The 25,368-nt window shown below is 68.5% G+C and carries 23 protein-coding genes; 13 read left to right on the top strand and 10 right to left on the bottom strand.

From position 1 onward, the window contains the following. Positions 1 to 12: 12 nt before the first annotated feature. The 7 genes from BN984_RS17185 to BN984_RS17155 all read right to left on the bottom strand — a co-directional run bounded on the left by BN984_RS17185 (position 13) and on the right by BN984_RS17155 (position 7,839). On the bottom strand, positions 13 to 1,341 hold the full coding sequence (locus BN984_RS17185; protein ID WP_008094006.1) for an MmgE/PrpD family protein: 1,329 nt from the start codon (positions 1,339 to 1,341) through the stop codon (positions 13 to 15). Between the two features lies 1 nt (position 1,342). Continuing rightward, on the bottom strand, positions 1,343 to 2,047 hold the full coding sequence (locus tag BN984_RS17180) for an ABC transporter ATP-binding protein (RefSeq protein WP_008094004.1): 705 nt from the start codon (positions 2,045 to 2,047) through the stop codon (positions 1,343 to 1,345). Further along, positions 2,040 to 2,831 (bottom strand): ABC transporter ATP-binding protein, encoded by a 792-nt coding sequence (locus BN984_RS17175; RefSeq protein WP_004978182.1) that lies wholly within the window; start codon positions 2,829 to 2,831, stop codon positions 2,040 to 2,042. Before BN984_RS17175 ends, BN984_RS17180 begins: the two co-directional genes overlap by 8 nt. Beyond that, on the bottom strand, positions 2,831 to 3,907 hold the full coding sequence (locus BN984_RS17170) for a branched-chain amino acid ABC transporter permease (protein ID WP_049968860.1): 1,077 nt from the start codon (positions 3,905 to 3,907) through the stop codon (positions 2,831 to 2,833). Before BN984_RS17170 ends, BN984_RS17175 begins: the two co-directional genes overlap by 1 nt. After that, positions 3,904 to 4,869 carry a branched-chain amino acid ABC transporter permease gene (locus BN984_RS17165; RefSeq protein ID WP_004978186.1) on the bottom strand — a complete coding sequence of 322 codons (966 nt, stop codon included), beginning with the start codon at positions 4,867 to 4,869 and terminating at the stop codon, positions 3,904 to 3,906. The genes BN984_RS17170 and BN984_RS17165 overlap by 4 nt, the downstream gene beginning before the upstream one ends. A 93-nt stretch (positions 4,870 to 4,962) precedes the next feature. Next, positions 4,963 to 6,285, bottom strand: a complete 1,323-nt coding sequence (locus tag BN984_RS17160; RefSeq protein ID WP_049968859.1) for an ABC transporter substrate-binding protein — start codon at positions 6,283 to 6,285, stop codon at positions 4,963 to 4,965. A gap of 120 nt (positions 6,286 to 6,405) precedes the next feature. Continuing rightward, positions 6,406 to 7,839: an FAD-dependent oxidoreductase gene (locus tag BN984_RS17155; protein WP_049968858.1), complete on the bottom strand. Its 1,434-nt coding sequence runs from the start codon at positions 7,837 to 7,839 to the stop codon at positions 6,406 to 6,408. 250 nt (positions 7,840 to 8,089) lie between these two features. On the opposite strand from BN984_RS17155, the gene BN984_RS17150 reads away from it, so the two are divergent. The 8 genes from BN984_RS17150 to BN984_RS17115 all read left to right on the top strand — a co-directional run bounded on the left by BN984_RS17150 (position 8,090) and on the right by BN984_RS17115 (position 15,759). Continuing rightward, positions 8,090 to 8,491 (top strand): nuclear transport factor 2 family protein, encoded by a 402-nt coding sequence (locus BN984_RS17150; protein WP_049968857.1) that lies wholly within the window; start codon positions 8,090 to 8,092, stop codon positions 8,489 to 8,491. Beyond that, positions 8,488 to 9,465, top strand: a complete 978-nt coding sequence (locus tag BN984_RS17145) for an LLM class flavin-dependent oxidoreductase (protein ID WP_049968856.1) — start codon at positions 8,488 to 8,490, stop codon at positions 9,463 to 9,465. The genes BN984_RS17150 and BN984_RS17145 overlap by 4 nt, the downstream gene beginning before the upstream one ends. Positions 9,466 to 9,531: 66 nt before the next feature. Beyond that, a complete protein-coding gene (locus BN984_RS17140; protein ID WP_049968855.1) occupies positions 9,532 to 10,191 on the top strand; it encodes an isochorismatase family protein in 660 nt (219 codons plus the stop codon). Next, the gene (locus BN984_RS17135) at positions 10,188 to 11,588 is read left to right on the top strand and encodes a dihydroorotase (protein WP_049968854.1); all 1,401 of its coding nucleotides are present in this window, start codon (positions 10,188 to 10,190) and stop codon (positions 11,586 to 11,588) included. The genes BN984_RS17140 and BN984_RS17135 overlap by 4 nt, the downstream gene beginning before the upstream one ends. Positions 11,589 to 11,755: 167 nt before the next feature. Continuing rightward, the gene (locus BN984_RS17130; RefSeq protein ID WP_004978204.1) at positions 11,756 to 12,961 is read left to right on the top strand and encodes a CaiB/BaiF CoA transferase family protein; all 1,206 of its coding nucleotides are present in this window, start codon (positions 11,756 to 11,758) and stop codon (positions 12,959 to 12,961) included. After that, positions 12,958 to 13,917 carry a hydroxymethylglutaryl-CoA lyase gene (locus BN984_RS17125; RefSeq protein WP_049968853.1) on the top strand — a complete coding sequence of 320 codons (960 nt, stop codon included), beginning with the start codon at positions 12,958 to 12,960 and terminating at the stop codon, positions 13,915 to 13,917. The genes BN984_RS17130 and BN984_RS17125 overlap by 4 nt, the downstream gene beginning before the upstream one ends. Position 13,918: 1 nt before the next feature. Next, a complete protein-coding gene (locus BN984_RS17120) occupies positions 13,919 to 15,232 on the top strand; it encodes a 3-isopropylmalate dehydratase large subunit (protein ID WP_049968852.1) in 1,314 nt (437 codons plus the stop codon). Beyond that, entirely contained in the window at positions 15,229 to 15,759 is a 531-nt protein-coding gene (locus BN984_RS17115; RefSeq protein ID WP_049968851.1) for a 3-isopropylmalate dehydratase small subunit, read from the top strand. Before BN984_RS17120 ends, BN984_RS17115 begins: the two co-directional genes overlap by 4 nt. A gap of 100 nt (positions 15,760 to 15,859) precedes the next feature. Here the strand turns inward: BN984_RS17115 and BN984_RS17110 are convergent, their stop codons facing one another. Beyond that, on the bottom strand, positions 15,860 to 16,993 hold the full coding sequence (locus BN984_RS17110; protein WP_008093987.1) for an MFS transporter: 1,134 nt from the start codon (positions 16,991 to 16,993) through the stop codon (positions 15,860 to 15,862). Positions 16,994 to 17,361: 368 nt separating this feature from the next. Here BN984_RS17110 and BN984_RS17105 point away from each other — a divergent pair, with 368 nt between their 5' ends. Next, complete coding sequence (locus BN984_RS17105; RefSeq protein ID WP_049968850.1) at positions 17,362 to 17,763, top strand: VOC family protein; 402 nt, start codon at positions 17,362 to 17,364, stop codon at positions 17,761 to 17,763. Positions 17,764 to 17,778: 15 nt separating this feature from the next. Here BN984_RS17105 and BN984_RS17100 read toward each other — a convergent pair whose 3' ends face one another. Next, the gene (locus BN984_RS17100; RefSeq protein WP_049968849.1) at positions 17,779 to 18,429 is read right to left on the bottom strand and encodes a helix-turn-helix domain-containing protein; all 651 of its coding nucleotides are present in this window, start codon (positions 18,427 to 18,429) and stop codon (positions 17,779 to 17,781) included. 87 nt (positions 18,430 to 18,516) lie between these two features. Between BN984_RS17100 and hutU the strand changes: the two genes are divergently transcribed. From hutU to hutH, 4 genes are read left to right on the top strand one after another with little or no spacing between them, the layout of a single operon-like run. Next, the gene (hutU, locus tag BN984_RS17095) at positions 18,517 to 20,334 is read left to right on the top strand and encodes a urocanate hydratase (protein ID WP_008093981.1); all 1,818 of its coding nucleotides are present in this window, start codon (positions 18,517 to 18,519) and stop codon (positions 20,332 to 20,334) included. Then, entirely contained in the window at positions 20,331 to 21,281 is a 951-nt protein-coding gene (gene hutG, locus BN984_RS17090) for a formimidoylglutamase (protein WP_049968848.1), read from the top strand. The genes hutU and hutG overlap by 4 nt, the downstream gene beginning before the upstream one ends. Next, positions 21,274 to 22,512, top strand: coding sequence for an imidazolonepropionase (gene hutI / locus BN984_RS17085; RefSeq protein ID WP_008093979.1), 1,239 nt, complete (start codon positions 21,274 to 21,276; stop codon positions 22,510 to 22,512). The genes hutG and hutI overlap by 8 nt, the downstream gene beginning before the upstream one ends. Continuing rightward, positions 22,505 to 24,091, top strand: a complete 1,587-nt coding sequence (hutH, locus tag BN984_RS17080) for a histidine ammonia-lyase (RefSeq protein ID WP_008093978.1) — start codon at positions 22,505 to 22,507, stop codon at positions 24,089 to 24,091. The genes hutI and hutH overlap by 8 nt, the downstream gene beginning before the upstream one ends. Positions 24,092 to 24,121: 30 nt before the next feature. Here the strand turns inward: hutH and BN984_RS17075 are convergent, their stop codons facing one another. Continuing rightward, the gene (locus tag BN984_RS17075) at positions 24,122 to 25,354 is read right to left on the bottom strand and encodes an ABC transporter substrate-binding protein (RefSeq protein ID WP_081909255.1); all 1,233 of its coding nucleotides are present in this window, start codon (positions 25,352 to 25,354) and stop codon (positions 24,122 to 24,124) included. Positions 25,355 to 25,368 lie beyond the last annotated feature (14 nt).

Here is a 25,368-nt window from a genome sequence, read left to right as displayed (position 1 = left end):
TCGAACGGGTGCTCAGGCCCGAGTGAGGGCGCAGAGCACGCGGGGGGCGGCGGGTTCGGTCGCCGCGGTCCAGAGGCCGTCGACGCCGCCGTCGCCGATGACGGGCGCGACGAGTCGGTCGAACTTCGCTCGGAGTTCCGATTCGGTGAAGGGGTCGCGTTCGCCGCCGCGGGCGGCGCGCACCTCGCGGGCGTACTGCTCGCCGTCGCCCGTCCCGACGGTGACGCGCGCGCCGCGCTCGTCGGGGGCGCGGGCCGCGAACTCCTCGGTGGCGACCACGTCGACGCGTCGGGCGAACCCGAGCGTGGCCTTCGTCAGCGCCTCGTCGGTGAACGCCTCCTTGCCGGTCTCGCCGGCCGTCAGCGCTGAGGCGACGGCGAAGGGGAGGGAGAACTTCGCCTGCAGGGCGTTCTCGGGTGCAGGGTCCGACAGCGCCGCCGCGGCGGGGTACGTCTCGACGGTGACCGATTCGATGTCGGCCGCGTCGACGCCCGCCTCGTCGACGAGGAGCGCCACGGCGTCGAGGGCGGCGTGGGTGTAGCGGCAGGCCGCGTGGACCTTGAAGTAGCCGCGCTCGATTTCCCAGCGCTCGCCGAGTTCGTCGGCGAGGGCGCTCCGGTCGGGGCCGTCCGCGGCCACGGGTTCGAGGTGTCGGACCACGCCGTCGTCGAGGCCGGTGAACCCCGATTCGGCTTGGTCGACCGCGAGGAGCCCCGAGAGGTTGCTCATCCCGACGTAGCCGTTCCTGACGGTCGCGCCCTCGGTGGCCGCCTCGAACCGGGTGTGCTGGGCGTAGTTCGCCGCCATGCGCATCGCGTCGAGCGTCGTCTCGGCGTCGAGGCCGCGGAGCCGGGAGACGGCCGCGGCGGTCCCGACGCCGCCCCAGACGCCGTGGGGGTGGAGGCCGTCGGCGAGCGGGACAACCGCCTCGGCGGCGCGGACCGCCGCCTCGTAGCCGGCGACGAACGCCGTCAGGAACTCGTCGCCGCTGCGGTAGGCCGACTCGCCGTCCGCGAGGAGCGCGGGGAGGACGTGAATGGCGGGGTGGCCGGCCGCGAAGCGGTGGCCCTCGTCGAGTTCGAGGACGCTCCCGGCGGCCGCGTTGACGAACGCGGCGCGGTACGCCGAGGTCCGCTCGCCCGCGGTCCCCATGATGGTCGATTCGCCGCCGTTCTCGTCGGCCCACCGGCGCGCCAGCGCGGCGACCGCGGGGTCCGACGCGCCGCCCAGCACCGCGCCGATGGTGTCGGCGACGACGAGGGACGCGCGGTCGGCGACCGACGCGGGGAGGTCGCCCCGGTCGAGGTCAGACACGAACGACGCGAGCGCTTCGTCGGTCATCTCACACCCCGAGGTACGCCTCGACGACGCCCTCGTCTTCGAGGAGTTCGTCGCCGTCGGCGGTCATGCTGATGCGGCCGTTTTCCATGACGTAGCCCCGGTCGGCCAGCTTGAGCGTCTGCTGGACGTTCTGTTCGACCATGAGGACCGTCATGCCCTGCGCGTGGATGTCCTCGATGACGTCGAACACCTCCTGAACGAGGTGCGGCGCGAGGCCGATGGAGGGCTCGTCGAGGATGAGCAGGTCGGGCTCGCCCATGAGCGCGCGGGCGAGGGTCAGCATCTGCTGTTCCCCGCCGGACATGGTGCCGGCGCGCTGGTTCTTGCGCTCCGCGAGCCGGGGGAACAGCTCCAGCATCTCGTCGAGGTTCTCCTTGCGGTCCGCCTTCGCCTCCTCGGTCTGCGCGCCGAGTAGCAGGTTGTCGATGACGGTCATGTTGGTGAACAGGTCGCGGTTCTCGGGGACCTGCACGATGCCGCGCTCGACGATTTCGTGGGACGCCTTCGAGTGAATCTCCTCGCCGCGGTAGGTTATCTCGCCGCGGCTCGGCGAGAGGATGCCGCAGATGGTGCGCATCGTCGTCGTCTTGCCCGCGCCGTTCGAGCCGATGAGCGCGACGATTTCGCCCTCGTCGACGTGCATGTCGACGCCGTGGAGCACCTCGATGTCGTCGTAGCCCGCGCGGACGCCGCTCAGTTCAAGCATCGACGTCGAACCCCCCGATGTAGGCCTCGATGACGCGGTCGTCTTCGACCACCGTCTCGGGCGCGCCGAAGGCGATGCCCTTCCCTTGGTCCAGCACTTTCACGTAGTCCGAGATGTTCATGATGGCTTTCATGTCGTGTTCGATGATGAGGAGGCTCGTCCCGCGCTCGCGGAGTTGGCGGAACAGGTCGAGCATCTGGTTCGACTCCGACGGGGTGAGCCCCGCCATAATCTCGTCGAGGAGCAGGATTTCCGGCCGCGTCGAGACGGCGCGGGCGAGTTCGAGGCGCTTCTGTGCGCCCACGGTGAGTTCGCCCGCCTCCTCTTCGGCCTTGTCCGCGAGCCCGACGAATTCGAGGGTCTCCATGGCGATTTCGCGCGCCTCGCCCCGGCGGCGGGTGTGGATGTGCGCGCCGACCATCGCGTTCTCGACGACGGTCAGTTCCTCCAGCGGGCGCGTGATTTGGAACGTCCGCGCCAGCCCCGCCCGCGCGATTTTGTGCGCCGGGAGGCCGGAGATGACCTCGCCGTCGAGTCTGACGGTCCCGCTCGTCGGCGGGAACGCCCCGCTGATGCAGTTGAACAGCGTGGTCTTGCCCGCGCCGTTCGGCCCGATGAGGCCGATAATCTCGCCGCGGTTGACGGTCATGTCCACGTCGTCGAGCGCCTGCAGGCCGGAGAAGCGCTTGCCGACGCCCTCGACCGACAGAATCTGCTCGCCGTCGCGGTCGATGTCGGCGTCCGCGTCGTCGACGCTCTGCGCGTTCGTCTCGTCTGCCGACATCACTCGCTCACCTCCTCGTCACCGCGGACGCGCTCCCAGAGCGCGCGCGCCTGGCTCGGCCAACTGACGACGCCGCGCGGCGAGTAGATGACGATGGCCACGAGGAACGCGCCGTAGATGATGCGGTCGAGGCCGTTGATGTCGGAGAACGTCGTCCGCGCGATTTCGCTGACCGGCGTGACGATGAACGAGCCGACGATGGGGCCCAGAAGCGTCCCCGGCCCGCCGACGACGGCGGGGAGGAGCAGTTCGACGTTCTTGAACAGCGCGAACACGGTGTCGGGGCGGATGGTGTTGAAGTACATCGACCAGTAGGCACCGCCGAGGGCGGTGAAGAAGGCGCTGACAGCGACGCCGATGAGCTTGTATCGGAAGCTCGGTACGCCGACGCTGGCGGCGGCCCGCTCGTCCTCGTGGATGGCGAAGAAGTACAGCCCGACCCACGAGTTCTTGATGAGCCACGAGACGAGCGTCACGACGAGCAGGAAGCCGACGATGAGGTAGTAGTACGGCAGGTCGTTCTGGAACTGGAAGGCGACGAGGCCGTACTCCGCGCCGTAGTCCCGCGGGAACGCCTTGAAGTAGCCGTTGGCCCCGCGGAGCTCCGACATGTTGGTGACGACGAAGCGGAGCAGTTCCGCGAACGCGAGCGTCGCCAGCGCGAAGTAGTGGCCCTGCAGTTTGAAGCGGAACGAGAGCGCGCCGATGATGAGCCCGTAGGCCCCGGCCAGCACGCCGCCGACGAGCATTCCGATCCACGGGTTCACCGCGGCGTCGACGACGAGCGCCTGCGTGGCGTACGCGCCGATGCCGAAAAACGCCGCGTGCCCGAAGGAGAACTGCCCGGTGTAGCCGGACATGATGTTCCACGCCTGGGCCGTGTAGGCGTAGATGACCGTGAGGATGAGCACTTTCAGGCTCAACAGCGCCGCGAGTTCCATCCCGGCGACGTCGATTTCGATAATCGTCGGGAGCGCCGCGAGCAGGCCGAACAGCCCGACGCCCTTCACCAGCGGGGCGTACCGCTGGTCGTCGAACGTCCGGTAGCGGTCGCGGACAGTCTCGATGGCGCTCACGCCTCAGCACCTCCGAAGAGGCCCTCGGGCTTGACGAGGAGCGTCCCGATGAAAAGCAGGAAGATGAGCACCTGCGCGGTGGTCCCGGGGAGGTAGTAGCCCCCGAACACCTGAATCATCCCGACGATGAGGCCGCCGACGAACGCGCCGGGGAACGACCCGAGGCCGCCGAGGATGACGATGACGAAGGCGTTGATGAGGTACGTCTCGCCCGTGAAGGGGTCGAACCGCTGGAACAGCGCGATGGAGCCGCCGGCCACGCCGGCCAGCGCCGCGCCGATACCGAAGGTGAGGTAGTTGATTCGGCGGACGTTGATGCCGACGTAGCGCGCGCCGTCGCGGTTGTCGGCCGTGCCGCGAATCTTCCGGCCGAGGTCGGTCCGGTTCAGGAACGCCCGCACGGCGAGCATCGTCCCGAGCGCGATGACGAGCGCGTAGAACTGTCCGAGCGGGATGAAGACGCCGCCGACCTGTATCGACCCGAGCGAGAGTTCGACCTGCTGGGGGTCGGGCGTGAACACGATTTCGATGGCCGACTGGATGATAAAGAGGACGCCCAGCGTGGCGATGAGCTGGTTCTGCTGGGGGGCCTCGATGATGGGTTCGACCGTGAGTACGTGGACGACCACCCCGAGGACGAACAGCACGGCGGCGGCGATGGGGATGCCGAGGAACGGGCTGATACCCGCCATCTCGGAGACCAACCACACCGAGTACATCCCGACGACGAGGAAGACGCCGTGGGCGAAGTTGATGACGTCCATCACGCCGAATATCATGGTCAGTCCGAGCGCCGTCAGCGCGTAGACGCCCCCGAGCAGGAGGCCGAACGCGAGCAACTGCAGGAGGACGGGCTCCAGGTTGGTGATGTCAGTCAGGAACTGTACGAACGGGTCGATGAATCGGCCGAGGCCACCGCCCTGCAGCGGCAGCGGCGCGACCGATGTGACTAGGTGTCCCATGCGGTTTCTACGCTCGGGAATTGTTGGCAACCCCCATAAAAGGTGGCTATCTTTCGGGACGGTTCGTTGACGTGACGGGCGCGAGGGTCGCGGTCAGACCTGTGGGTCGGCCTCCGCGTACTCTTCGGGGTAGACGACCTTGACCGAGAGGTCCTGAACCTGGTTCACCGGGCCGAGCGCGTTGACGTTCTCGCCTTGGTCGTCGAACTCGATAGCGCCCATCGCGGAGATGTGGTCCTCGTAGCTGAGGCTCTTGAGCGCCTCGTTGATGTCGTCGCGCTCGACGCTGCCGGCCTCTTCGACCGCCTGGATGATGACCTCGGCCGCGGTGTAGGCCATCCCGACCGACGCCGAGAATTCTTGGTCGTAGTTGTCGAGGAACTGCGAGCGGACCTCGGCGGTCTTGTCGACCGTCGGGTTCAGCGCGTAGTTGTTGTCCAGCACGCCGTTTGCGAACTCGCCGATGTCGCTGACGGCGTCGTCGTCGGTGAACGTCGCGGACGCGGACGCGGTCAGATACGGCGGCCGGTAGTCTTGGTCCTGCAGCGCCTGCGCGAGCAGGACGCCGCCGGCGACGTACGTCGTGGCGATGATGGTGTCGGGGTCGGCGCTCCGGAGCCGCGACACCTGCGTGTTGGCGTTCGACGCGCCGAACTCGATGGCCGTCTCCTCGACGATTTCGACGTTCTGCTCGGGGAGGAACTCGCGGAGGCTGTCGCGAATCGCCTGCCCGTAGCTGTTGTTGATGTAGAACAGCCCCGCCGTGTCGATGGTGCCGCCGCCGTCGCGGATGACCGACGGCACGAGGTCCGCGTAGTCGCTCGCCAGCCGGCGGGCCGGGGGCTGGGGCCGGTAGACGTAGTTGAAGTCGCGGCCCTGCAGGATGTTGTCCGCCGCCGCGATGGAGATGACGAACGGGACGCCCTGCCGTTCTGCGACCTGCGTCGCCGCCGTCGTCACCGGCGAGGAGTAACAGCCGGTGAGGACGTGCGCGCCCTCGCTGAGCAGTTCCTCGCTGACCTGTCCGCCGAGTTCCTGTGCGCCCTGGTTGTCGCCCTCGATGACGGTCACTTCCGCGCCGTCGAGCGACTCGATGCCGCCCTCCTCGTTTTTCCGCATCGCGGCGAGTTTGATGGCGTTGCTCATCCCGACGCCCGTCGCGGCGAGACTGCCCGAAAGCGGGTGGTTCGAACCGATGATGACCTCGTCGACGGACTGCTCGGGCGTCCCCGTCGTGGTGCCCGTGTCGCCGCCGGACCCGCCCGAGTTACCGCCGGAGTCGCCGCCCGAATCGCCGCCGCCGTTTCCGGCGTCGTCGCTCGCACAGCCGGCTAATGTCAATGCCGCGACGCTCGCACCCGTTGCTTTGAGGAAGCGCCGCCTGTTGCTCGTCGAAGACTTGAGAGTCTTACCCATGGCAATCAATCACGAGGTTGGTGCCAATTGTAATAAATGCTATCGTACTCGTGTTGTCACGTTCCGAAGATATTCCCGCGTCGAGTCGGTTGAGCCGGTCGAGTCGGCCGAGTCCGCGCGTCAGTCGAGCGACTCGCGGGCGTGGATGCCGGCGAGGCGGCCGTAGCCGAGCGCGGTCGTCAGCCCGTTGCCGGAGAGGTAGCCGCCCGCGCCGTGGCCGCTGATACCGCAGGCCGTGCCACCACCGGCGTAGAGGTTCTCGACCGTACTCCCGTCGGTTCGGAGGACGCGCCCGTCTTCGTCGACGACGAGCCCGCCCTGCGTGTGAAAGAGCGCGCCGGTGACTTTGGTCCCGTAGAAGGGCGCTTCCAGCGGGTTCGCGCCGTCGACGCGGCCCACCTCGTCCGGTTCGCCCGCCGCGGCGGCCCCGTTGTAGTCGGCGACCGTCTCCGCGGCGCGCTCGCCGTCGGCACCGAGTCGCTCGGCGAGGTCGGCGACCGAGTCGTCGCTGTGGTAGGTCCCCTGCTCGATGGCCTCGTCGAAGTCCTCGAACTGCCCGCGGAGTCGCTCGAAGATGCGCTCGTCGAACAGTTGAATCGCCTGCCCGCCGGGCTGTTTGAGCACCGAGATGGCGAACTCGCTGTACCCCGCGGACTCGTCGCCGAACCGCTCGCCGTCCCGATTCACGAGGATGCCCCCGTTCATCGTGACCGCGTAGGTCGAGAGCATCCCCGTCTGGCTCGCCACCGTCGCGTGGCCCTGATAGGCGTCCATGCAGGCGAGTTCGCCGCCGAGTTCCGCGCCGAAGCGGACGCCGTCGCCGGTGTTGCCGTCAGCGCCGAAGTACAGCGCCCGCTCGATGTCCTCCTCGCAGTAGTCGGTGACCATCTCGCGGTTGCCGGCGAAGCCGTCGGTGGCGAGGATGACCTTCTCGGCTTCGATGGCCTCGTCGTGGCCGAGGCCGGCGACGACGCCCCGGACCGCGCCGTCGTCGGCGACGAGCTGCTTCACGGGTGCGTTCGTCAGGAGTTCGATGTTCGGCGTCGACTCGACGCGCTCGACCAGTTCGGCGACGAGGTTCTCGCCGTTTCGACCCTCCGGTGCGTGCATCCGGTACTCGGAGTGCTTGGGGTACTTGAAGTCGTCCACGACGTGGAGCGTGACGTCCCAGTCGTCGACGAGCCAGTGGATGAGGTTCGTGCTCTCCTCGCAGAGGTACCGCACGCGCTCCTCGTCGGCCTCGTAATCGTTTTTCTCCAAGATGTCGCGGGCCATGTCGGCGGGCGTCTCCTCGATACCCGCCTCGCGCTGGAGTCGCGTCCCCGCTGCGGGAATCATCCCCGTCGAAAGCGAGGTGTTCCCGCCGCACTCGGGCGCTTTCTCCAGCACCGTCACACGAACGTCGGGGTTCTCGCTGGCCGCGAGCGCGGCGACGAGGCCGGTCCCCCCGCCGCCCGCGACGAGCACGTCCGTGTCGATATCCCACTCGATGTCGTCGGCCGAGACGACTTCGGCGACGCCGTCGCTCGGCGTCCGCCGGGCTAGTTCGTCCATGCACTCTGCTAGGTAGACTCTATCGTAAAACTACCGCCTCCGGCGGTGGCGGTCCCAACGAACCTCCCGATTCCGCCGGTCTCAGCGGTGCGTGCGTGAGTAGAATCGCTCGCTGTTGCATCATCGCTTGCTGTTGCATATCGTTCGCCGTTGCGTCGTCCGCTGTCGCTCCGTCTCGGACGTTCAGGAATAACAGATAGTCAGGAATATCGGAGTGAAAAATTATGTGGGTTGAGAACACGCATAGCGCATGGACTCGCCACGAGACATCGTCGAGGAGTTCTTCGACCGGATGGAAGACGACCGCAGAGACACCGTCGGAGACCTGTTCGCCGAGGACGCCGTCATCTCCCTGCCGGGTGCGACCTTCGAGGGACCGACCGCGGCCTACGACTTCCTCGCGCACCTCGAACCGCGGTACGAGTGGGCGGCCAAGGAGTTCGACCGCTGGATAGAGGCGGGCGACACCGTCGTGAGCACGGGGTCGCTCTACGGCGTCGACAACGACGGTGAGGAGTTCTCGGACGTTCGCTACGTCGATATCTACGTCGTCCGCCGGGGCCTCATCGAGCGTCTCGACATCTGGAACGACCTCGCCGTCGACGGCGTCGTCCCGGTCGAGGACGCGGCCGCAGTCCCGGCGGAGGAATGAGCGACCGAACCGCGGTTCTGTTCGCGCTCCGCGACGACCCCTCGCTCGTCGTCCGAGCCGAGGAACTCGGCTACGAGTCGGCGTGGGCCGCCGAGGGGCAGGGAAAAACCGCCTTCGGAAAGCTCGAACGCTGGGCCGTCCACACCGACGAAATCGGCCTCGCGACGGGCATCGTCAACGTGTTCTCGCGGACGCCGGCGGCGCTCGCGGCGGCCGCGGCGACCCTCGACGACCACTCGGACGGCCGCACGATTCTCGGCCTCGGCGTCGCCCACCCCGGCGTCGTCGAGACGTTCCACGGCGTCCCCTTCGACCGCCCGCTGTCGCGCCTCCACGAGTACGTCGAACTCGTGCGGCGCTACCTCCGCGGCGACGCCGACTCCTTCGACGGGGAGTTCTTCTCGCCCGAGCGCACGAGTTTCTGGGACGCGTTCGAACCCGTCCGCGAGGAGATACCCATCTACAACGGCGCGCTCGGGCCGGCGAACGTCCGACTCACCGGGCAGGTCGCCGACGGCTGGCTCCCGAACCTCTACCCCCGCCCGCAGTTCGAGGAGGCGCTGGAGTGGCTCGACACCGGGGCCGCCCGCGCCGGGCGCGACCGGAGCGACGTGGACGTGGCGATGTACGTCCTCACCGCCGTCCACGACGACCCCGACGAGGCGCGCCGGGCGGCGGCCGAACACGTCGCCTACTACCTGCGGGACGTGCCGGGCTACTACGACCGCGCGGCCGAGCAGGCCGGCTTCGGCGACGAGGTCGAGGCGGTCCGCGCCGCGCCGACGACGGAGGCCGGGGCGCGCGAACTCTCGGCCGACTTCCTCGACCTCGTGGCGCTCGTCGGCACGCCCGACGACGCGCGGGGGCGACTCGCCGAACTCCGCGAGATGGGCGTCGACCTCCCGGTCGTCCGCGCGCCCGCCGGCGTCGACCGCGAGTGGGTGGCGCGGACGCTGGAGGTGTTCGCCCCGTAACATGACCCCGGCGAACCGTGCCGTACTTTTATGCTGGATGCCACCGCATCTCAGGCGAAGCGAGTCATGACAGACCGTATCTGGGAGGACCTGCTATCTGAACAGGATAAACAGGTCATCACGAAGGCTGGTTACGACAAGGAGGGCGCCTCGTCGTGGGAGTCCCGCGGCATGGGCGAGAACCCGATGGTTCTCGTCATCGACATGCAGCGGCTCATCGTCGGCGAGAACGTCCCCATCCTCGAGGCTATCGAGGAGTACCGCACCGCGATGGGCGACATCGCGTGGGACGCCATCGAGCACATCGACCCGTTCCTCGATTTCGCGCGGGAACAGGGGCTTCCGGTGACGTACACGCGGGTCGTCCCGTCGAGCTACGACGACCCCGACCACCCCGACCTCGACATCGTCGACCCGGTCGCGCCCGAGGAGGGCGACACCGTCGTCGACAAGTCCTACGCGTCGGCGTTCTACGGGACCGACCTGCTCTCGCGGCTCGTCCGCGGCGGCCACGACTCGGTCATCATCGTCGGCAACTCCACGAGCGGGTGCGTCCGCGCCACCGCGGTCGACGCCAAGCAGAACGGCCTCAGCGTCGTCCTGCCGCAGGAGTGCATCTTCGACCGCATCGAGGCGTCGCACAAAATCGGCCTCCTCGACCTGTGGATGAAGTACGCCGAGGTGCTCGAGACCGAGGCGGTCGAGGAGTGGGTCGAGACGCTATGACCCACGACCTCGTCATCTCGAACGGCACCGTCGTCACCCCCGAACACGGCACCTTCGAAGCCGACGTCGCGGCCGACGGCGAGACCATCTCCGCCATCGCCGCGCCCGGGACGCTCTCGGGCGAGACGGAAATCGACGCGACGGGCAAGCACGTGCTTCCGGGCGCAATCGACCCGCACACCCACCACGGCATCTACCGCGGGCTGGAGGCGGACGCCGAGTCCGAGTCCAAGTCCGACCTCGTCGGCGGCGTGACCACCATCGGGAACTACTTCCGCCGGGCCGGGGCCTACGAGGAAATCATGCCGGGCTACTTCGACGAGGCGGAGCCGAACTACTACCACGACTACTTCTTCTCGCTCGGCCTGCTCTCGATGGAGCACGTCGAGGAGATACCCGCCATCATCGAGGAGTTCGGCATCACGACGTTCAAGTGGTACATGAACTACAAGGACGCCGCCCGCGAGAAGTTCGGCGTCGACTGCGACATGCACGACGACTTCGGCGACGCGTTCATCCGGAAACTCGCCGAACAGGACGTGCCGACCACGCTCGGCTACCACTCCGAGAACGTCGAAATCACGAACGCGCTCGCCGGCGGCAACGTCTACGTCACCTCCGAGTCCGACGACACCGACGCCGACGCCGACGAGGGCTACGAGGTGATGGTCGAGGAGTTCCCCGGCTACGCCGAGACCCAGAGCATGGTCGCCGGGGCCGCGCTCGCCAAGGTCCACGGCTACGACGACCGTTTTTACGCGGTCCATATCTCTGCCGGGGGGACCGCCGACGAACTCGCCGCGCTCCACGACGCGGGCTACCGGGCGTGGGGCGAGACGTGCATCCACTACCTCGCGCTCACCACCGAGGAGTGCGACGAGCGCATGAAAGTCAACCCGCCGGTTCGGTCGAAAGCCGACCAAGAGACGCTCTGGGAGCGCCTCGCCGACGGCACTATCTCGACTATCGGCACCGACCACTGCGCCAACCTCGCGGAGAACAAGTTCGGCGAGGGCATCCGTGACAGCCTGCTCGGGTTCCCCTCGACGCCGGTGATGCTCCCGCTCATCCTCTCGGAAGGTGTCAACGAAGGCCGCATCTCGCTCGAACGCGCCGTCGAGGTGACGAGCACCAACGCGGCGAAGGCGTTCAACTGCTACCCGAAGAAAGGCACGGTCAGAGTCGGGAGCGACGCCGACCTCGTCGTCGTCGACCTCGACGAGACGAAGACGGTCACGCCGGAACTGTTACACAGCGTCAGCGGCTATTCCCCCTACGAGGGTCGAGACGTCACCGGCTGGCCGACCCAGACCGTCGTGAAGGGCGAACTCGCCTACGACGACGGCGAGATAGTCGGCACGAAGGGCCACGGCACTCACATCGACCGGCCGGTGTGAACCGGCCGTGGCGACCGAAAAGGGAGTCGACGACGCTGACTGACCGGCCACGCGGGAGCCCGGGGCGCGCGGCCCGACCTGCCGCACAGACGACCGGGCACGCGGACACGCACACGCACCACCTGACGACCACCACACGCGACACAGAACGAGAAGACACACACGACATGACGAACGACACGAACGGACCACTCGACGGCCTCGTCGTCCTCGAAGCCGGGTCGATGATATCCGGCCCGACCGTCGGCCGCTTCATGGCCGACTTCGGGGCGACGGTCATCAAAATCGAACACCCGGCGTTCGGCGACCACATCCGCCGCTTCGGCCCACAGAAAGACGGCGTCGGCCTCTGGCACAAGTACCTCTCGCGGAACAAGCAGTCTATCACCCTGAACATCTCCACCGAGGAGGGCGCGGCGGTGTTCGAGGACCTCGTGAGCGAGGCCGACCTCCTCATCGAGAACTTCCGACCCGGCACGCTCGAACGCTGGGGCGTCGGCTGGGAGCGACTCTCAGATGTCAACGACGACCTCGTGATGCTCCGGATGTCCGGCTTCGGCCAAACCGGCCCGTATTCCGAGCGCCCCGGCTTCGGGACGCTCGCGGAGGCGATGTCCGGCTTTGCCTACCTCAACGGCTTCCCCGACTCGCCCCCGCTGCTCCCGCCGACCGGCCTCGCCGACAACATCGCGGCGCTGTTTTCGACGTTCGCGGTGATGTTCGCGCTCTACCACCGCGACGTCCACGGCGGCGGCGGTCAGTACATCGACACGAGCCTCATCGAACCCATCTTCGGCCTGCTCGGCCCGCAACCGCTCCGCTACGACCAACTCGGCGAAATCGAGTCGCGGTCGGGTAACCGCTCGACCTCGTCGGCCCCGCGGAACGTCTACCGGACGGGCGACGACCGCTGGGTCGCCATCTCCGCGAGCGCGCAACCGCTCGCGGAACGGACCTTCGACGCCATCGACCGGCCCGACCTGAAGGACGACCCGCGCTTCGAGACCAACGAGGACCGACTGGAGCACGTCGACGAACTCGACGCCATCATCCAAGGCTGGATGGACGACCACAGCCGCGAGGAGGTGCTCGCGGCGTTCGAGGAGGCCGACGCGACGCTCGCGCCGGTGTACAACGTCGAGGACATCCTCAACGACGAGCACTACGCGGCGCGCGAGGCGTTCCTGACGGTCGACGACCCGGACCTCGGCGAGGCGGTCGTGCAGAACGCCTTCCCGAAGTTCTCGGAGACGCCGGGTCGGGTCGACCACCTCGGCCCGTCGCTCGGCGAACACAACGACGCGGTCTACCGCGACCGACTCGGCTACGACGAGTCGGTGCTTTCGGACCTCGAAGCGGAGGACGTGATATGAGCCTCCTCGACTCGCTTCCGGCGCGCGTCCACGTCGTCGAGATGCTGCCCCGCGACGGGTTCCAGCGCCTCGACGAGTTCGTCCCGACCGACGAGAAAGTCGAGATAATCGACACCCTCTCGGACACCGGCGTGGACGAAATCGAGATTTCCTCGTTCACCCACCCGAAGGCCGTCCCGACCCTGCGGGACGCCGACGAGGTGGCGAAGCGCATCACCCGCCGCGACGGCGTGACCTACCGGGCGCTCGTCCCCAACCTCCGGGGCATGGAGCGCGCCGTCGAGGCCGAGGTGGACAAGGTGAACGCGCTCGTCACGGTGAGCGAGACCTACACGAGGAAAAACCAGAACCGCACCCGCGAGGAGGTGCTCGCGGAGATGGACGACATCGTCGAACTCGCCCACGACCACGGTATCGAGGTCGAAGCCGGGATGGGAACGAGCTTCTACTGCCCCTACGAAGGCGCAATCGACCCGACGGAGACGCTCGCGGTCGTCGCCAGCGTCGTCGACTCCGGCGTCGACGAGGTGACGCTGGCGACGACGATGGGCCTCGCCAACCCGGTCGAAATCACGGAGCGCTTCACCGCCGCGTTCGAGGCCCACCCCGGCCTCGACATGGGCCTGCACCTCCACGACACGAACGGGATGAGCCTCGCCAACACGCTGGCCGCGATGGCCGTCGGCGTCGACCGCTTCGACGCCTCGGTCTGCGGCCTCGGCGGCGGCGTCGTCCTCCCCGGCGACATGTCCGGCGTCGGCAACACGCCGACCGAGGACCTCGTCCAGATGCTCGAACGCATGGGCGTCGGTCACGGGGTCGATTTCGGCCGCATCGAGGCGGCCGCCCACGACGTGTCCGACCGACTGGGCCTCGGTCTGACGAGTCACGTCCTCGCCGGCGGCACGGTCGAGGGCGTCCTCGACACCGTCGCGGCCGACGGGGAGGAGGACTGAGATGTCCGGAAAAACTCTCGCGGAGAAACTGCTTTCGGCGAAGTCCGGCACCGACGCCCGCGCCGGCGACTACGTCGAAGCCGACGTGGACGTGGCGATGGCCCACGACATCACCGGGCCGCTCGCGTTCCAGACGTTCGACGAGGTGACGGGCGACGACGGCGAACTGTTCGCGCCCGACCGGACCGTCTTCACCATCGACCACCACGCCCCCGCGGACGGGGTGCAGGCCGCGAACAACCACAACGCAGTCCGCGAGTTCGCGGCGAAACACGGCGCGCACCAGTTCGACGTGGGCGACGGCATCTGCCACGCCGTCCTCGTCGAGGAGGGGTTCGTCGGTCCCGGCGACCTCGTCATCGGTGCGGACTCTCACTCGACGACCTACGGCGGTATCGGCGCGTTCGGGACCGGCGTCGGCTCGACCGACCTCGGGACCGCGCTCGCGACGGGCGAACTCTGGTTCCGCGTCCCGAAGACGCTGCGCTTCGAGGTCGACGGCGACCTCCAGGACGGCGTCTACGCGAAGGACCTCATCCTGCGTTTCATCGGCGACGTGGGCTTCGACGGCTGTACCTACATGGCCGCCGAGTACGCCGGGAGTACCATCGAGTCGCTCCCGATTCACGAGCGCCTCGTCCTGTCGAACATGGCAATCGAGATGGGCGGCAAGACGGGCCTCGTCGCGCCCGACGAGCGGACCGAGGCGTACCTCGAACGCCAGACCGGCACCGAAATCGACCTCGACGACGCGTTCGTCTCCGACGACGACGCCGACTACGAGGCGGTCCACAGCTACGACGCGGCCGCCCTCGCCCCGCAGGTCTCGAAGCCGTCGAACCCCGAGAACGCGGTCGACGTGACCGAGGTCGCGGGCACCGAAATCGACCAGCTGTTCGTCGGCACCTGCACGAACGGCCGGTACGAAGACATCAAAATCGTCGCGGACATCCTCGCGGGCGAGACCATCGCCCCGAACGTCCGGATGGTCGTCGTCCCCGCCTCGAAGTCCGTCTACCAGCACATGCTCCAGACGGGCGTCTTCCAGACGCTCACCGACGCCGGCGCGGTCATCCAGAGCGCCGGCTGTGGCCCCTGTGCGGGCTACCATCAGGGCGTCCTCGGCGACGGCGACGTCTGTCTCGCCACGGCGAACCGGAACTTCCCCGGCCGCGAGGGGTCGATGGAGTCGTCGGTCTACCTGTCGAGTCCGGCGACCGTCGGCGCGAGCGCGCTGTACGGCGAAATCACGGACCCCCGCGAGGTCGAGACGAAACGCTACGACGACACGGTCTTCGCGGAGGTGCTGCCATGACGGACGCGTTCGCCGGCGACGGCGGCCGCCCGGACCCCGCCGAACCCGGTCGCGCGTGGGTCTTCGGCGACAACATCGACACCGACCAGATAACGCCGTCGCGCTTCATCGTCTCGTCGGACCCCGACGAACTCGCCACCCACGCCTTCGAGGACCTCAGACTCGAGTTCTCCGAGTCGGTCGAGCCCGGTGACTTCGTCGTCGCCGGCGAGAACTTCGGCAGCGGGTCGTCGCGGGAGCACTCGCCGCTGTCGCTCGTCGGCGCGGGCGTCTCGGCGGTCGTCGCGCAGTCGTTCGCGCGCATCTTCTTCCGCAACGCCATCAACCTCGGCCTGCCGGTGCTCATCTGCCCCGGCGCGGACGTCATCGAGGACGGCGACGAGATTCACGTCGACCTCGACGCGGGCGTCGTGACGAACCACACGCGAGACGAAACCTACGAGGCGGAGGCGCTCCCCGAGTTCCTCCAGTCGCTCGTCGAACAGGGGGGATTGAAAGCCTACACGAAGGCGAAACTCGACCGCTGAGCGAGCACTCGGCTCACGTCATCGCTTCCGCCGCACCGACCGACAACCGCACAGAGACACCCGAGAACGCCGTTCCGATGCGGTTTTCGCTTTCTGCTTTTCACCGCTTCCGCGCGTCCCAGTAGAGGAGGCCGGCTGAGACGACGAGACAGACCGCGAGCCCCGCGAACGCGGCGACGTAGCTCGCGTAGGTGGCGACGATGCCGACGTACGCCGGTCCAATCGCGTTCGCGCCGAGGAACAGCGCCCGCGCGGCCCCGAGGTCGGCTCCGCGGTCGGCGTCGGGCGCGTTGTCCATGATGATGGCGTCCGCGAGGGGGAACTCCGTCTTGTAGCCGGCCGCGAGCGCGACGACGGAGACGTAGATGAGCGGGCGCGCCTCCACGGCCGAGAGGACGGCGAGCGCCCCCGCGGCGACGAGCATCCCGACGACGGCGATTGACTCGCGGCGGAACCGGTCGCTCAGGCCGCCGGCGACGGGTTTGATGGTGATGCCGACGGCGAAGACGATGGCGAACGTCGCGCTCGCCAACTGCTGGTCGAAACCTTTCGCCTCGATGAGGTAGGTCGGAAAGAAGTTGATGAAGCCGCCGACCATGAAGTAAAACAGCCCGAACGCGAGGAGCGTCCGGCGCTGTTCGGCGCTGGCGAAGAGGCGTCGGAGCGTGCCCGAGACGTGGAGTTCGGGCGACCCCACGGCGTAGCCGTCTCTCGACCAGAGCGCGTAGAGGAGGGTGAGCCCCGCGAGGGCGACGGCGACCGGGAGGAACGGCGTCCGCCACGTGGCGTAGGTCAGCGCGAGGATGGCGAGCCCCGACGAAACGAGGCCGCCGAGGTCGGTCCCGGCGGCGTAGAGGCCGAGCGCCCGGCCGCGGCGTTCGACGAACAGGTCCGACAGGAGCGCCCGCGAGGGGATGGCGAACAGCCCCTTCCCGAGTCCCGTGATGACCGCGGCGGCGACGAAGCCCGCGAGACCCCCCGCGAGGCCGAACGTGGCGAACCCGAGGACGAGGATGCCGAGTCCGGGGACGATGAGCGTCGTCCGGGTCCATCGGTCGGAGTACTCGCCGCCGGGGTACTGGGTGATGGCGTAGACGCCCTGAAACAGCGCCAGCGCGATACCGGCGGTCGCCTCCGTTATCTGTAGCTCCTCGATGATAGTCGGCAGCAGCGGCGACAAGAGAAACCGACCCGTCTGGAGGACCGCCCACGCTAGCGACACGGTGACTAACATCCGACCCGGGTAGCCCGCAAGCAAGCGCTCGTCGGATGTCGGCTGTTGGTTCACACCCTCCGTACACCGACCTGCTACCAATGGGTTACGATTGCGGAACGCCGGTTCCGGTTGTCGGCGTCGCGGTTTCCCGTGGCGCTGAGTAACTCGTAAACAAATATTAGTTTATACTGAATGGTCTGAGGGAGATAAACGGAAATAAACACGCTATAATAGCCGTCCAAACAACATAATTTTTACAAATTTTACAATTTTTAGAAATTGTACAGTTTTAAACTTTATACAGTTTATATTCTCTCGGTTCAGCGCCCCCGTCCCCGATGGCCGCCGCACAAATTTTTACCACCCGCGGCCGCGACGGTCCGGGCATGGACGCGACGGCAATCGACCACGTGAATCTCCGCATCCCCGCCGACGGCCTCGACGCCGCGGTCGAGTTCTACCGCGACGCGCTCGGCTTCGAAATCGAGAACCGCGACCTGTACGAGTCGGGCGAAAAGCCCTTCTTCTCCGTGCGACTCACCCCGGCGAGCGTCATCCACCTCCGACCGGCCGAGAACTTCGAACCGCCGACGGAGACCGCCTTCGACCACGTCGCCATCGAGTTCGCCCACGACATCGACGAACTCCGCGGGCACCTCGACGCTGCGGGCGTCGAAATCGACCGCCAACTCGAACCCCTCGGGGCGACGGGCGTCGCGCCCGCGATGTACGTCACCGATCCCTTCGGCTACACGCTGGAACTGAAAGCCGCGCCTGACGACGACTGAGTCTCCTCTCCCGCACTACAGTACGTACTGCGCGACCGAGTCCATCACTTTTCGCTCCGCCCGGCGCAGGTGTTCCTCGGCGGTCCGCCGCGAAACGCCCATCTCGTCGGCGATGGTCGCGGTCTCGATGCCGCGCGGCAGGTCGTAGTAGCCGCCGGCGTGGGCCAGTCGCAGCGCCTCGCGCTGGCGGCCGGTGAGCTCGGGCATCGCGTCGGCGGGGGCCAAAAGCGGGCCGCTCCCGCTGGCGAACGACACCGCGCGCTTGGACTCGACGCTCACGTCGAAGCTGCTGTCCACGAGGTCGCGGAAGCACGCCGTCAGGTCGTCGGCCGAGACGGCGAGCAGGCGACAGACCTTCGCGCCGCCGCGGTAGCGAAGCGGCGGGACGAGCAGTAGCCCGTGTTTCCGCACGTAGCCCTCGATGTGGTCTATCTCGTGGTCCCGGAGGCAGTCGGCGGTGACGACGACGAGTTCGTCGCCGCGCTCGACCGACGCCGCCACGCCGACGGTGTCGTCGACGCGGTCGAGCACGTCGCTTCCGACCCCGCCGCTCACGTGGAGCATGTCGCAGTGTTCGTTGCACCACAGTTCGACGCTCGCGGCGTTGCCCGCCGTCGCCGCCGCGTAGGCGCTGTCGTCCCTGATTCGGAGGTTCGCCTCGTACATGCGCGGACCAAGGCTCGGCACGAATATATAAATCACGCACCGCATGGTGGGGGAATTGCTACCCGTCTCGCGCCCGAAGTTCGGTGTATGCACGACCAGCAATCGTCGGCACGGCGGGACCGACTCGGCGACCCGAGCGACGAGTGGCGCGCGTACCAGGGCGCGCCCACCGGGACGGACATCGAGTGCAAGGGGTGGCGACAGGAGGCGGCGCTCCGGATGCTCAACAACAACCTCGACCCCGAAGTGGCGGAGCGCCCCGAGGACCTCGTCGTCTACGGCGGGACCGGGCGCGCCGCCCGCTCGTGGGACGCCTACGACGCCATCCTCGCCGAACTCCGCGACCTCGACGACGACGAGACGCTCCTCGTCCAGTCGGGCAAGCCGGTGGGGAAGTTCCCGACCCACGAGCGCGCCCCGCGCGTCCTCATCGCCAACTCCAACCTCGTCGGCCGCTGGGACGACTGGGAGCACTTCCACGAACTGGAGGCCGAGGGGAAAATCATGTACGGCCAGATGACCGCCGGGTCGTGGGCGTACATCGGCACGCAGGGCATCATTCAGGGCACCTACGAGACGCTGGCCGAACTCGCCCGACAGCGCTACGACGACGACCTGCGGGGCAAACTCGTCGTCACCGGCGGTCTCGGCGGCATGAGCGGCGCACAGCCCCTCGCGGTGACGATGAACCACGGGGTCTGTATCGCCGCCGAGGTGCAGGCCGACCGCATCGAGCGCCGGGTCGAGACGGACTACCTGATGGAGTCAGCCGACTCGCTGGACGAGGCGCTCGAAAACGCCAAGGACGCGATTGAGGCGGGCGAGCCCTACAGTGTGGGCGTCGAGATGAACGCGGCCGACATGCTCGAAGAGCTGCTCGCGCGCGACGAGATTCCGGACGTGGTCACGGACCAGACGAGCGCCCACGACGAACTCGAAGGCTACTACCCGAGCGGCTACACCGCGGCGGAGGCCGACCGACTCCGCGAGGACGACCCCGAGAAGTACGTCGAAGAGAGCCTCGACACGATGGAGCGCCACGTGCAGGCAATCCTCGATTTACAGGACGCGGGCGCAATCGCCTTCGAGTACGGCAACAACATCCGCGGGCAGGTCCAGGACCACCGCGGGATGGAACACGCGTTCGACTTCCCCGGCTTCGTCCCGGCGTACATCCGCCCGATGTTCTGCCGCGGGCGCGGGCCGTTCCGATGGGCCGCGCTCTCCGGCGACCCCGCCGACATCCACCGCACCGACGAGGCGATTCGAGAGCTCTTCCCCGAACACGAGTCGCTCATGCGCTGGATAGACCTCGCACAGGAGCAGGTGTCGTTTCAGGGGCTCCCCTCGCGGGTGTGCTGGCTCGGCTACACCACCGACGACGAGGGGCTCACCGAGCGCGCTCGTTTCGCGCTGAAAATCAACGATCTCGTCGCCTCGGGCGAGGTCTCCGCGCCGGTCGTCGTCACCCGCGACCACCTCGACGCCGGGTCGGTCGCCAGCCCGTACCGCGAGACCGAGGCGATGCGCGACGGCACCGACGCGGTCGCCGACTGGCCCATCCTGAACGCGCTTCTCAACACCGCTGCGGGCGCGGACATCGTGAGCGTCCACGACGGCGGCGGCGTCGGCATCGGCAACTCGCTGCACACGAACAACCACGTCGTTCTCGACGGCTCGGACCTCGCGGCGAAGAAGGCCCGCGCCGTCTTCACGACCGACCCCGGCATGGGCGTCATCCGCCACGCCGACGCCGGTTACGAGGACGCGCTGGACGAGGCGACTCGGTCGAACGTCAGAATTCCGATGCGGGACCACGACGCGGCCGACCGCGCCGACCGCGCGGCCGAAGACGGCGGCCACGCGACCGAGACCGGCGAATCCGCCGCCCGAGGTGACGAATGAGCCGCACCGACCCGCCCGCGTGGGAGGGAACGTCGTCGGACCCGAACGACGAGCAGTTCGGCCACGTCGTTCGTCCGACCGAAATCGAGGACGCGGGCGACTTCCGCGCCGCCCTCGTGGGCGAACCCTACGACGGGGCCGTCATCGGCCGGCGCGGTGCCCGCGAGGGCCCCGCCGCGATTCGGCGCGCTCTCGCCGGCGTCAAGACCCACCACTTCGACGAGGGGCCGGTCGCCGGCGTCGCCGACCTCGGCGACCTCCCGGTCGAGGCGTACAACGACGCGGACGACCCCGAGAACCACGTCGCGGACGTGCAGGCCATCGTCGCCGACGAGGCCGCGGCCGTCTACGAGCGCGGCGCGCTCCCGGTCTTCCTCGGCGGCGACAACTCCCTGACGGTCGGGAACGTCACGCCGCTTCTCGGCGGTGACGACTCGGTCGGGGTCGTGAGCTTCGACGCCCACCTCGACTGCCGCGAGCCCGCCGACGGCCCGACGAGCGGGACGCCCTACCGGCAGTTGTTCGACGCCGGACTCGACCGCCTCGCCGTGGTCGGCGCGCGGCACTTCGAGACCTCGACCGCCTACGCCGACTTCCTGCGCGAGTCCGGCGGCACCATCCTCACCGCCGACGAGGTCGGCCGCGGCCCCGTCGAGACGGCCGACTTCGCCCTCGATGCGCTGGCCGCCTGCGACCGCGTCTTCGTCAGCCTCGACGTGGACGTGCTGGACCAGACGGCCGCGCCGGGCGCGAGCGCGCCGACCCCCGGCGGCGTCACCACCCGCGAACTGTTCTCGATGCTCCGCCGCGTCGCGGCCGACCCCCGCGTCGTCGGCTTCGAGGTCGTGGAGTGCGCGCCGCCGCTGGACGACGAGGACGGCCGAACCGTCAGCGCGGCCGCCCGTGCGGTCGCCCACTTCCTCGCGGGGGTGATGTCGCGTGACTGACGCGGGTTCCACGGCCGGCCTCACGGTCGTCCACGACGCGGCCGAACTGGTCGTCGGCCCCGACGAGGGAACCGGCGTCGTCGTTCTCGAAGACGCCGCGTTCGCCGCGCTCGACGGCGAAGTCGTCGCCGTCGGGCCGACAGACGAAGTGCTCGCGGACTACCCCGTCGCGGGCGCAGACACCGCCGTCGACGCGACCGGCAAGACGGTCCTGCCGGGCTTCGTCGACCCCCACACCCACGCGCTGTTCGCCGGCGACCGCTCCGACGAGTTCGTGGCGAAGCTCCGTGGCGCGACCTACGAGGAGATTCTCGCCGACGGCGGCGGCATCCTCCGCACCGTCGACGCGGTCCGAGAAGCCTCCGACGAGGAGTTGGCGGCGAACCTCACGGAGCACCTCGACGCGATGCTCGTCCACGGGACGACCACGGTCGAGGTGAAGAGCGGCTACGGCCTCGACACCGAGACCGAACTGCGGATGCTTTCGGCCATCGACGCGGCCGGTTCAGACCACCCGGTGGACGTGATTCCGACGTTCATGGGCGCGCACGCCGTCCCGCGCGGCGTGGACGCCGAGGGGTACACCGAGTCGGTCGTCGCCGACCAACTCCCCGCGGTCGCCGAACAGGGCATCGCCGAGTTCTGCGACGTGTTCTGCGAGCGCGGCGTGTTCACCGCCGAGCAGTCCCGTCGGATTCTGGAGGCGGGCCGCGACCACGGCCTCGCGCCGAAGATTCACGCCGACGAGTTCGCCGCCATCGGCGGCACCGACGTGGCGGCCGCGGTCGGCGCGGCCAGTGCGGACCACCTGCTCCACACCGACGACGGGGGCCGCGAGACCCTGGTCGACGCCGGCGTCGCGCCCGTGATGCTCCCGGGCACGGCGTTCGGCCTCGGTGCCGACTACGCCGACGCCCGCGCCTTCCTCGACGCGGGCCACGAGGTCGCGCTCGCCACCGATTTCAATCCGAACTGCTTCTCCCGAAGCATGGGATTCGTCGCCACGCTCGCCAGCGTCGGAATGCGAATGACTCCACACGAGGCCATCCGCGGCGTCACGAGCGCCGCCGCGGGTGCGCTCGACCGCGACGACGGCACGGGCACGCTCCGCACCGGGGCTCCCGCCGACGCCGTCGTGCTCGACGTGCCGACCGCGTCACACCTCTCGTACCGGTTCGACACGAACCCCGTTTCGACCGTGCTGAAATCGGGGGTGGTCGCCCATGAGTGACCGCGCAGGCCTCCCCGACTCGGTCGTCCTCGACGGCGAGTCGCTGACGCCGGAGGACGTGGCCGCCGTTTCACGCCACGACGCACCCGTCGAACTCGCCGCCGAGTCGCGAGAGCGGATGCGCGAGTCGCGCGAGCGCGTCGAGTCCGTCCTCGACTCCGGCGAGCCGGTCTACGGCGTCAACACCGGCTTCGGCCACCTCGTGGAGACACACATCGACCGCGAGGACATCGAGCGCCTCCAGACGAACCTCGTCCGCAGCCACGCCGCCGGCGCGGGACGCGAACTCACCCGCGAGGAGGTCAGGTCGATGATGGTCAGTCGGGCCAACACGCTCGCCAAGGGCTTTTCGGGCATCCGACCCTCGGTGGTCGACCTGCTCGTCTCGATGCTCAACGAGGGCGTCCAGCCGGTCGTCCGCTCCCGCGGGAGCCTCGGCGCGAGCGGCGACCTCGCACCCCTCGCGCACATGGCGCTCGTCCTCATCGGGGAGGGCGAAGCCCGCGTCGACGGCGAGCGACGCCCGGGCGACGAAGCCCTCCAAGCAGTCGGCTTGGAGCCGGCGACGCTCGCCTCCAAGGAGGGCCTCGCGCTCATCAACGGGACGCAACTGACGGTCGGCCTCGCCGCGCTGTTCGTGGTCGACGCCGAGCGGACCGTCGAGGCCGCCGACGCCGCGGGCGCGCTCGCGACCGAGGTGACGATGGGGACGACGGCGAACTGCGACCCCGCCATCCACGAGGTTCGCCCCCACCCCGGCCAGAAAGAGAGCGCGGCGGCGATTCGCCGCCTCACCGCCGACTCGACCGTCCTCGAATCGCACAAGGACTGCGAGCGCGTGCAGGACGCCTACTCGATTCGCTGTCTCCCGCAGGTCCACGGCGCGGTCAGAGACGCCGTCTCACACCTCCGCGAGGCCGTCGAAGTCGAACTCAACAGCGTCACCGACAACCCGCTCGTCTTCCCGGCGGGCGCGGTGGACGAGCGCGCGCCCGGTACCGACGTGGCCGCCGTCGTCTCCGCCGGCAACTTCCACGGCGAACCGCTGGCGCTCCGCCTCGACTACGCCGCTGGCGCGCTGACCGAACTCGCGGCCATCTCCGAGCGCCGGACCGACCGGATGCTCAACCCCGACGTACAGGAGTCGTATCTCCCGCCGTTCCTGACCGAACGCAGCGGGCTCCGCTCCGGCTACATGATTGCGCAGTACACCGCCGCGGCGCTCCTCAACGAGTGTCGGTCGCTCGGTCGCCCCTCTATCGACTCGACGCCCGTCAGCGGCGGGCAGGAAGACCACGTGAGCATGAGCGGCCAGAGCGCCCTCAACGCCCGCACGGTCGCCGAGAACGTCGCGACCATCGTCGGCGTCGAACTCCTCTGTGGGTCGCAAGCCGCCGAGTTCCTCGACGAGGGCCTCGAACTCGGGACCGGCACTGGGGCCGTCCGCGACGCGATTCGGTCCGTGGTTCCGCCGCTGGACGAGGACCGCCGGCTCGACGGCGAACTGGAGACTGCGGCCGACCTCGTTCGGTTCGGCGCGATTCGCGCGGCCATCGCGGACGCCGGGCTCTCCGGCTGAGCGGGCGCGCCAGTACCGCCGGTCGCCGGCTCAGAGGTTCCCGTTGATGATGTCGGCGACGCGCTGCCGGTCGAACAGCTGTTCCTCCTCGGGAATCTCGGGGTACGGCCCCTCGCTGTACTGGGGCCACGCGCCGAAGCGGTCGGGGGAGAGCTGTTTCGCGGTCATCTCCAACTGGAACAGATTGAGTATCGGTCCCTGGTAGCGGCCGCCCTGCGCGTAGATGCGGTCGTTCTTCACGGCCGAAATCTCGGCTCCGACGGGGTCGTCCTGGAATCCCGTCCGGATGTCGGGCATGCTCGTGTTCGGGTGCATCCCGCCGAGCGTGAGAATCACGTCGGGGTCGGCTTCGAGGAGCGTCTCGAAGTCGACGGTCGAGCCGGAATCGACGTCGTCGCCGAACGCGCTGACCGGCTTCAGCGGGCGGGTGTGGGCGGTCAGGAAGCCCGGCGTGCTCAGGTTGTAGGCGTAGATGGACTCCAGGTCGCTCGGGCCGAGGAGCACGGCGGTCGGGCGGTCCTCTTCCGCCGGGAGGTCCGCCGCAATCGCCGCGAGCAGTTCCTCGCGGACCGTAGTGAGCGCCTCGTACTTCGCTTCCTCCTGTAGCACCTGCGCGACCTTGGCGAATATCTCCCAGAGGCCGTAGTACTCGTAGGCGTCGGTCCACTCGGTCGGCGGCGCTTGATGCCGCGCGCTGAAGCTGTTGCCGAACCACGGACTGACGTTCTCCTCGATTTCGTCGAGGTCGTCCTGGCTCCAACTGCCGAGCGCCGAGACGCTGGCGGGGTCTGCGAGGTGTACGTCGCTGTCGAGTTCGTAGAGCCGCTCTTTCGACGGCTCCCACGACGAGTACAGGCCGGTCCAGTCGAGTTCGACGCCGGGGAGCCGCGGCGTGAACTGGTTCCACAGCGCGTCGTAGTAGTCCGGAGCGTGCATCGAGTTGACGGCGTCGCCGTGGCCGAGGGCGAACGCCATCCCCGCGTGGTGGGTCAGCCGCGTGAAGATGCTCTCGGGAACGCGCTCGAACGTCACCTCGCCCATCGGGGCCATCGACACCGTGTACGAGTCGGCCTCGTCCGTCGATTCCGCGGTCGACTCGGCCGTCGGCGTCGATTCGGCCGCGGCGGTCTCCGTCGCGGTCGCGCCGGTCGTGGTCGCGTCCGACTCGGACGAACCGGTACAGCCGGCGAGCAGTCCGCCGGCGGCGACCGAACCGCCGTAGGTCAAGAACTTCCTGCGCGTTGGTCCGTCGCTGTCTGCCATCGTATTTTTAGGCC

Source organism: Haloferax prahovense (assembly GCF_000723845.1).
GTDB lineage: Archaea > Halobacteriota > Halobacteria > Halobacteriales > Haloferacaceae > Haloferax > Haloferax prahovense.
Note: the sequence above shows the minus strand (reverse complement) of the source record. Positions and strands in the feature narration are given on the sequence as shown.

Coding starts and splice junctions, on each gene's coding strand:
- BN984_RS17145 (WP_049968856.1), top strand. CDS start 8,488: ATGAGCGACCGAACCGCGGTTCTGTTCGCGCTCCGCGACGACCCCTCG.
- BN984_RS17165 (WP_004978186.1), bottom strand. CDS start 4,869: ATGGGACACCTAGTCACATCGGTCGCGCCGCTGCCGCTGCAGGGCGGT.
- BN984_RS17130 (WP_004978204.1), top strand. CDS start 11,756: ATGACGAACGACACGAACGGACCACTCGACGGCCTCGTCGTCCTCGAA.
- BN984_RS17140 (WP_049968855.1), top strand. CDS start 9,532: ATGACAGACCGTATCTGGGAGGACCTGCTATCTGAACAGGATAAACAG.
- hutU (WP_008093981.1), top strand. CDS start 18,517: ATGCACGACCAGCAATCGTCGGCACGGCGGGACCGACTCGGCGACCCG.
- hutG (WP_049968848.1), top strand. CDS start 20,331: ATGAGCCGCACCGACCCGCCCGCGTGGGAGGGAACGTCGTCGGACCCG.
- BN984_RS17075 (WP_081909255.1), bottom strand. CDS start 25,354: ATGGCAGACAGCGACGGACCAACGCGCAGGAAGTTCTTGACCTACGGC.
- BN984_RS17155 (WP_049968858.1), bottom strand. CDS start 7,839: ATGGACGAACTAGCCCGGCGGACGCCGAGCGACGGCGTCGCCGAAGTC.
- BN984_RS17135 (WP_049968854.1), top strand. CDS start 10,188: ATGACCCACGACCTCGTCATCTCGAACGGCACCGTCGTCACCCCCGAA.
- BN984_RS17160 (WP_049968859.1), bottom strand. CDS start 6,285: ATGGGTAAGACTCTCAAGTCTTCGACGAGCAACAGGCGGCGCTTCCTC.
- BN984_RS17105 (WP_049968850.1), top strand. CDS start 17,362: ATGGACGCGACGGCAATCGACCACGTGAATCTCCGCATCCCCGCCGAC.
- BN984_RS17125 (WP_049968853.1), top strand. CDS start 12,958: ATGAGCCTCCTCGACTCGCTTCCGGCGCGCGTCCACGTCGTCGAGATG.
- BN984_RS17185 (WP_008094006.1), bottom strand. CDS start 1,341: ATGACCGACGAAGCGCTCGCGTCGTTCGTGTCTGACCTCGACCGGGGC.
- BN984_RS17100 (WP_049968849.1), bottom strand. CDS start 18,429: ATGTACGAGGCGAACCTCCGAATCAGGGACGACAGCGCCTACGCGGCG.
- BN984_RS17180 (WP_008094004.1), bottom strand. CDS start 2,047: ATGCTTGAACTGAGCGGCGTCCGCGCGGGCTACGACGACATCGAGGTG.
- BN984_RS17115 (WP_049968851.1), top strand. CDS start 15,229: ATGACGGACGCGTTCGCCGGCGACGGCGGCCGCCCGGACCCCGCCGAA.
- BN984_RS17175 (WP_004978182.1), bottom strand. CDS start 2,831: ATGTCGGCAGACGAGACGAACGCGCAGAGCGTCGACGACGCGGACGCC.
- BN984_RS17120 (WP_049968852.1), top strand. CDS start 13,919: ATGTCCGGAAAAACTCTCGCGGAGAAACTGCTTTCGGCGAAGTCCGGC.
- hutH (WP_008093978.1), top strand. CDS start 22,505: ATGAGTGACCGCGCAGGCCTCCCCGACTCGGTCGTCCTCGACGGCGAG.
- BN984_RS17110 (WP_008093987.1), bottom strand. CDS start 16,993: ATGTTAGTCACCGTGTCGCTAGCGTGGGCGGTCCTCCAGACGGGTCGG.
- BN984_RS17150 (WP_049968857.1), top strand. CDS start 8,090: ATGGACTCGCCACGAGACATCGTCGAGGAGTTCTTCGACCGGATGGAA.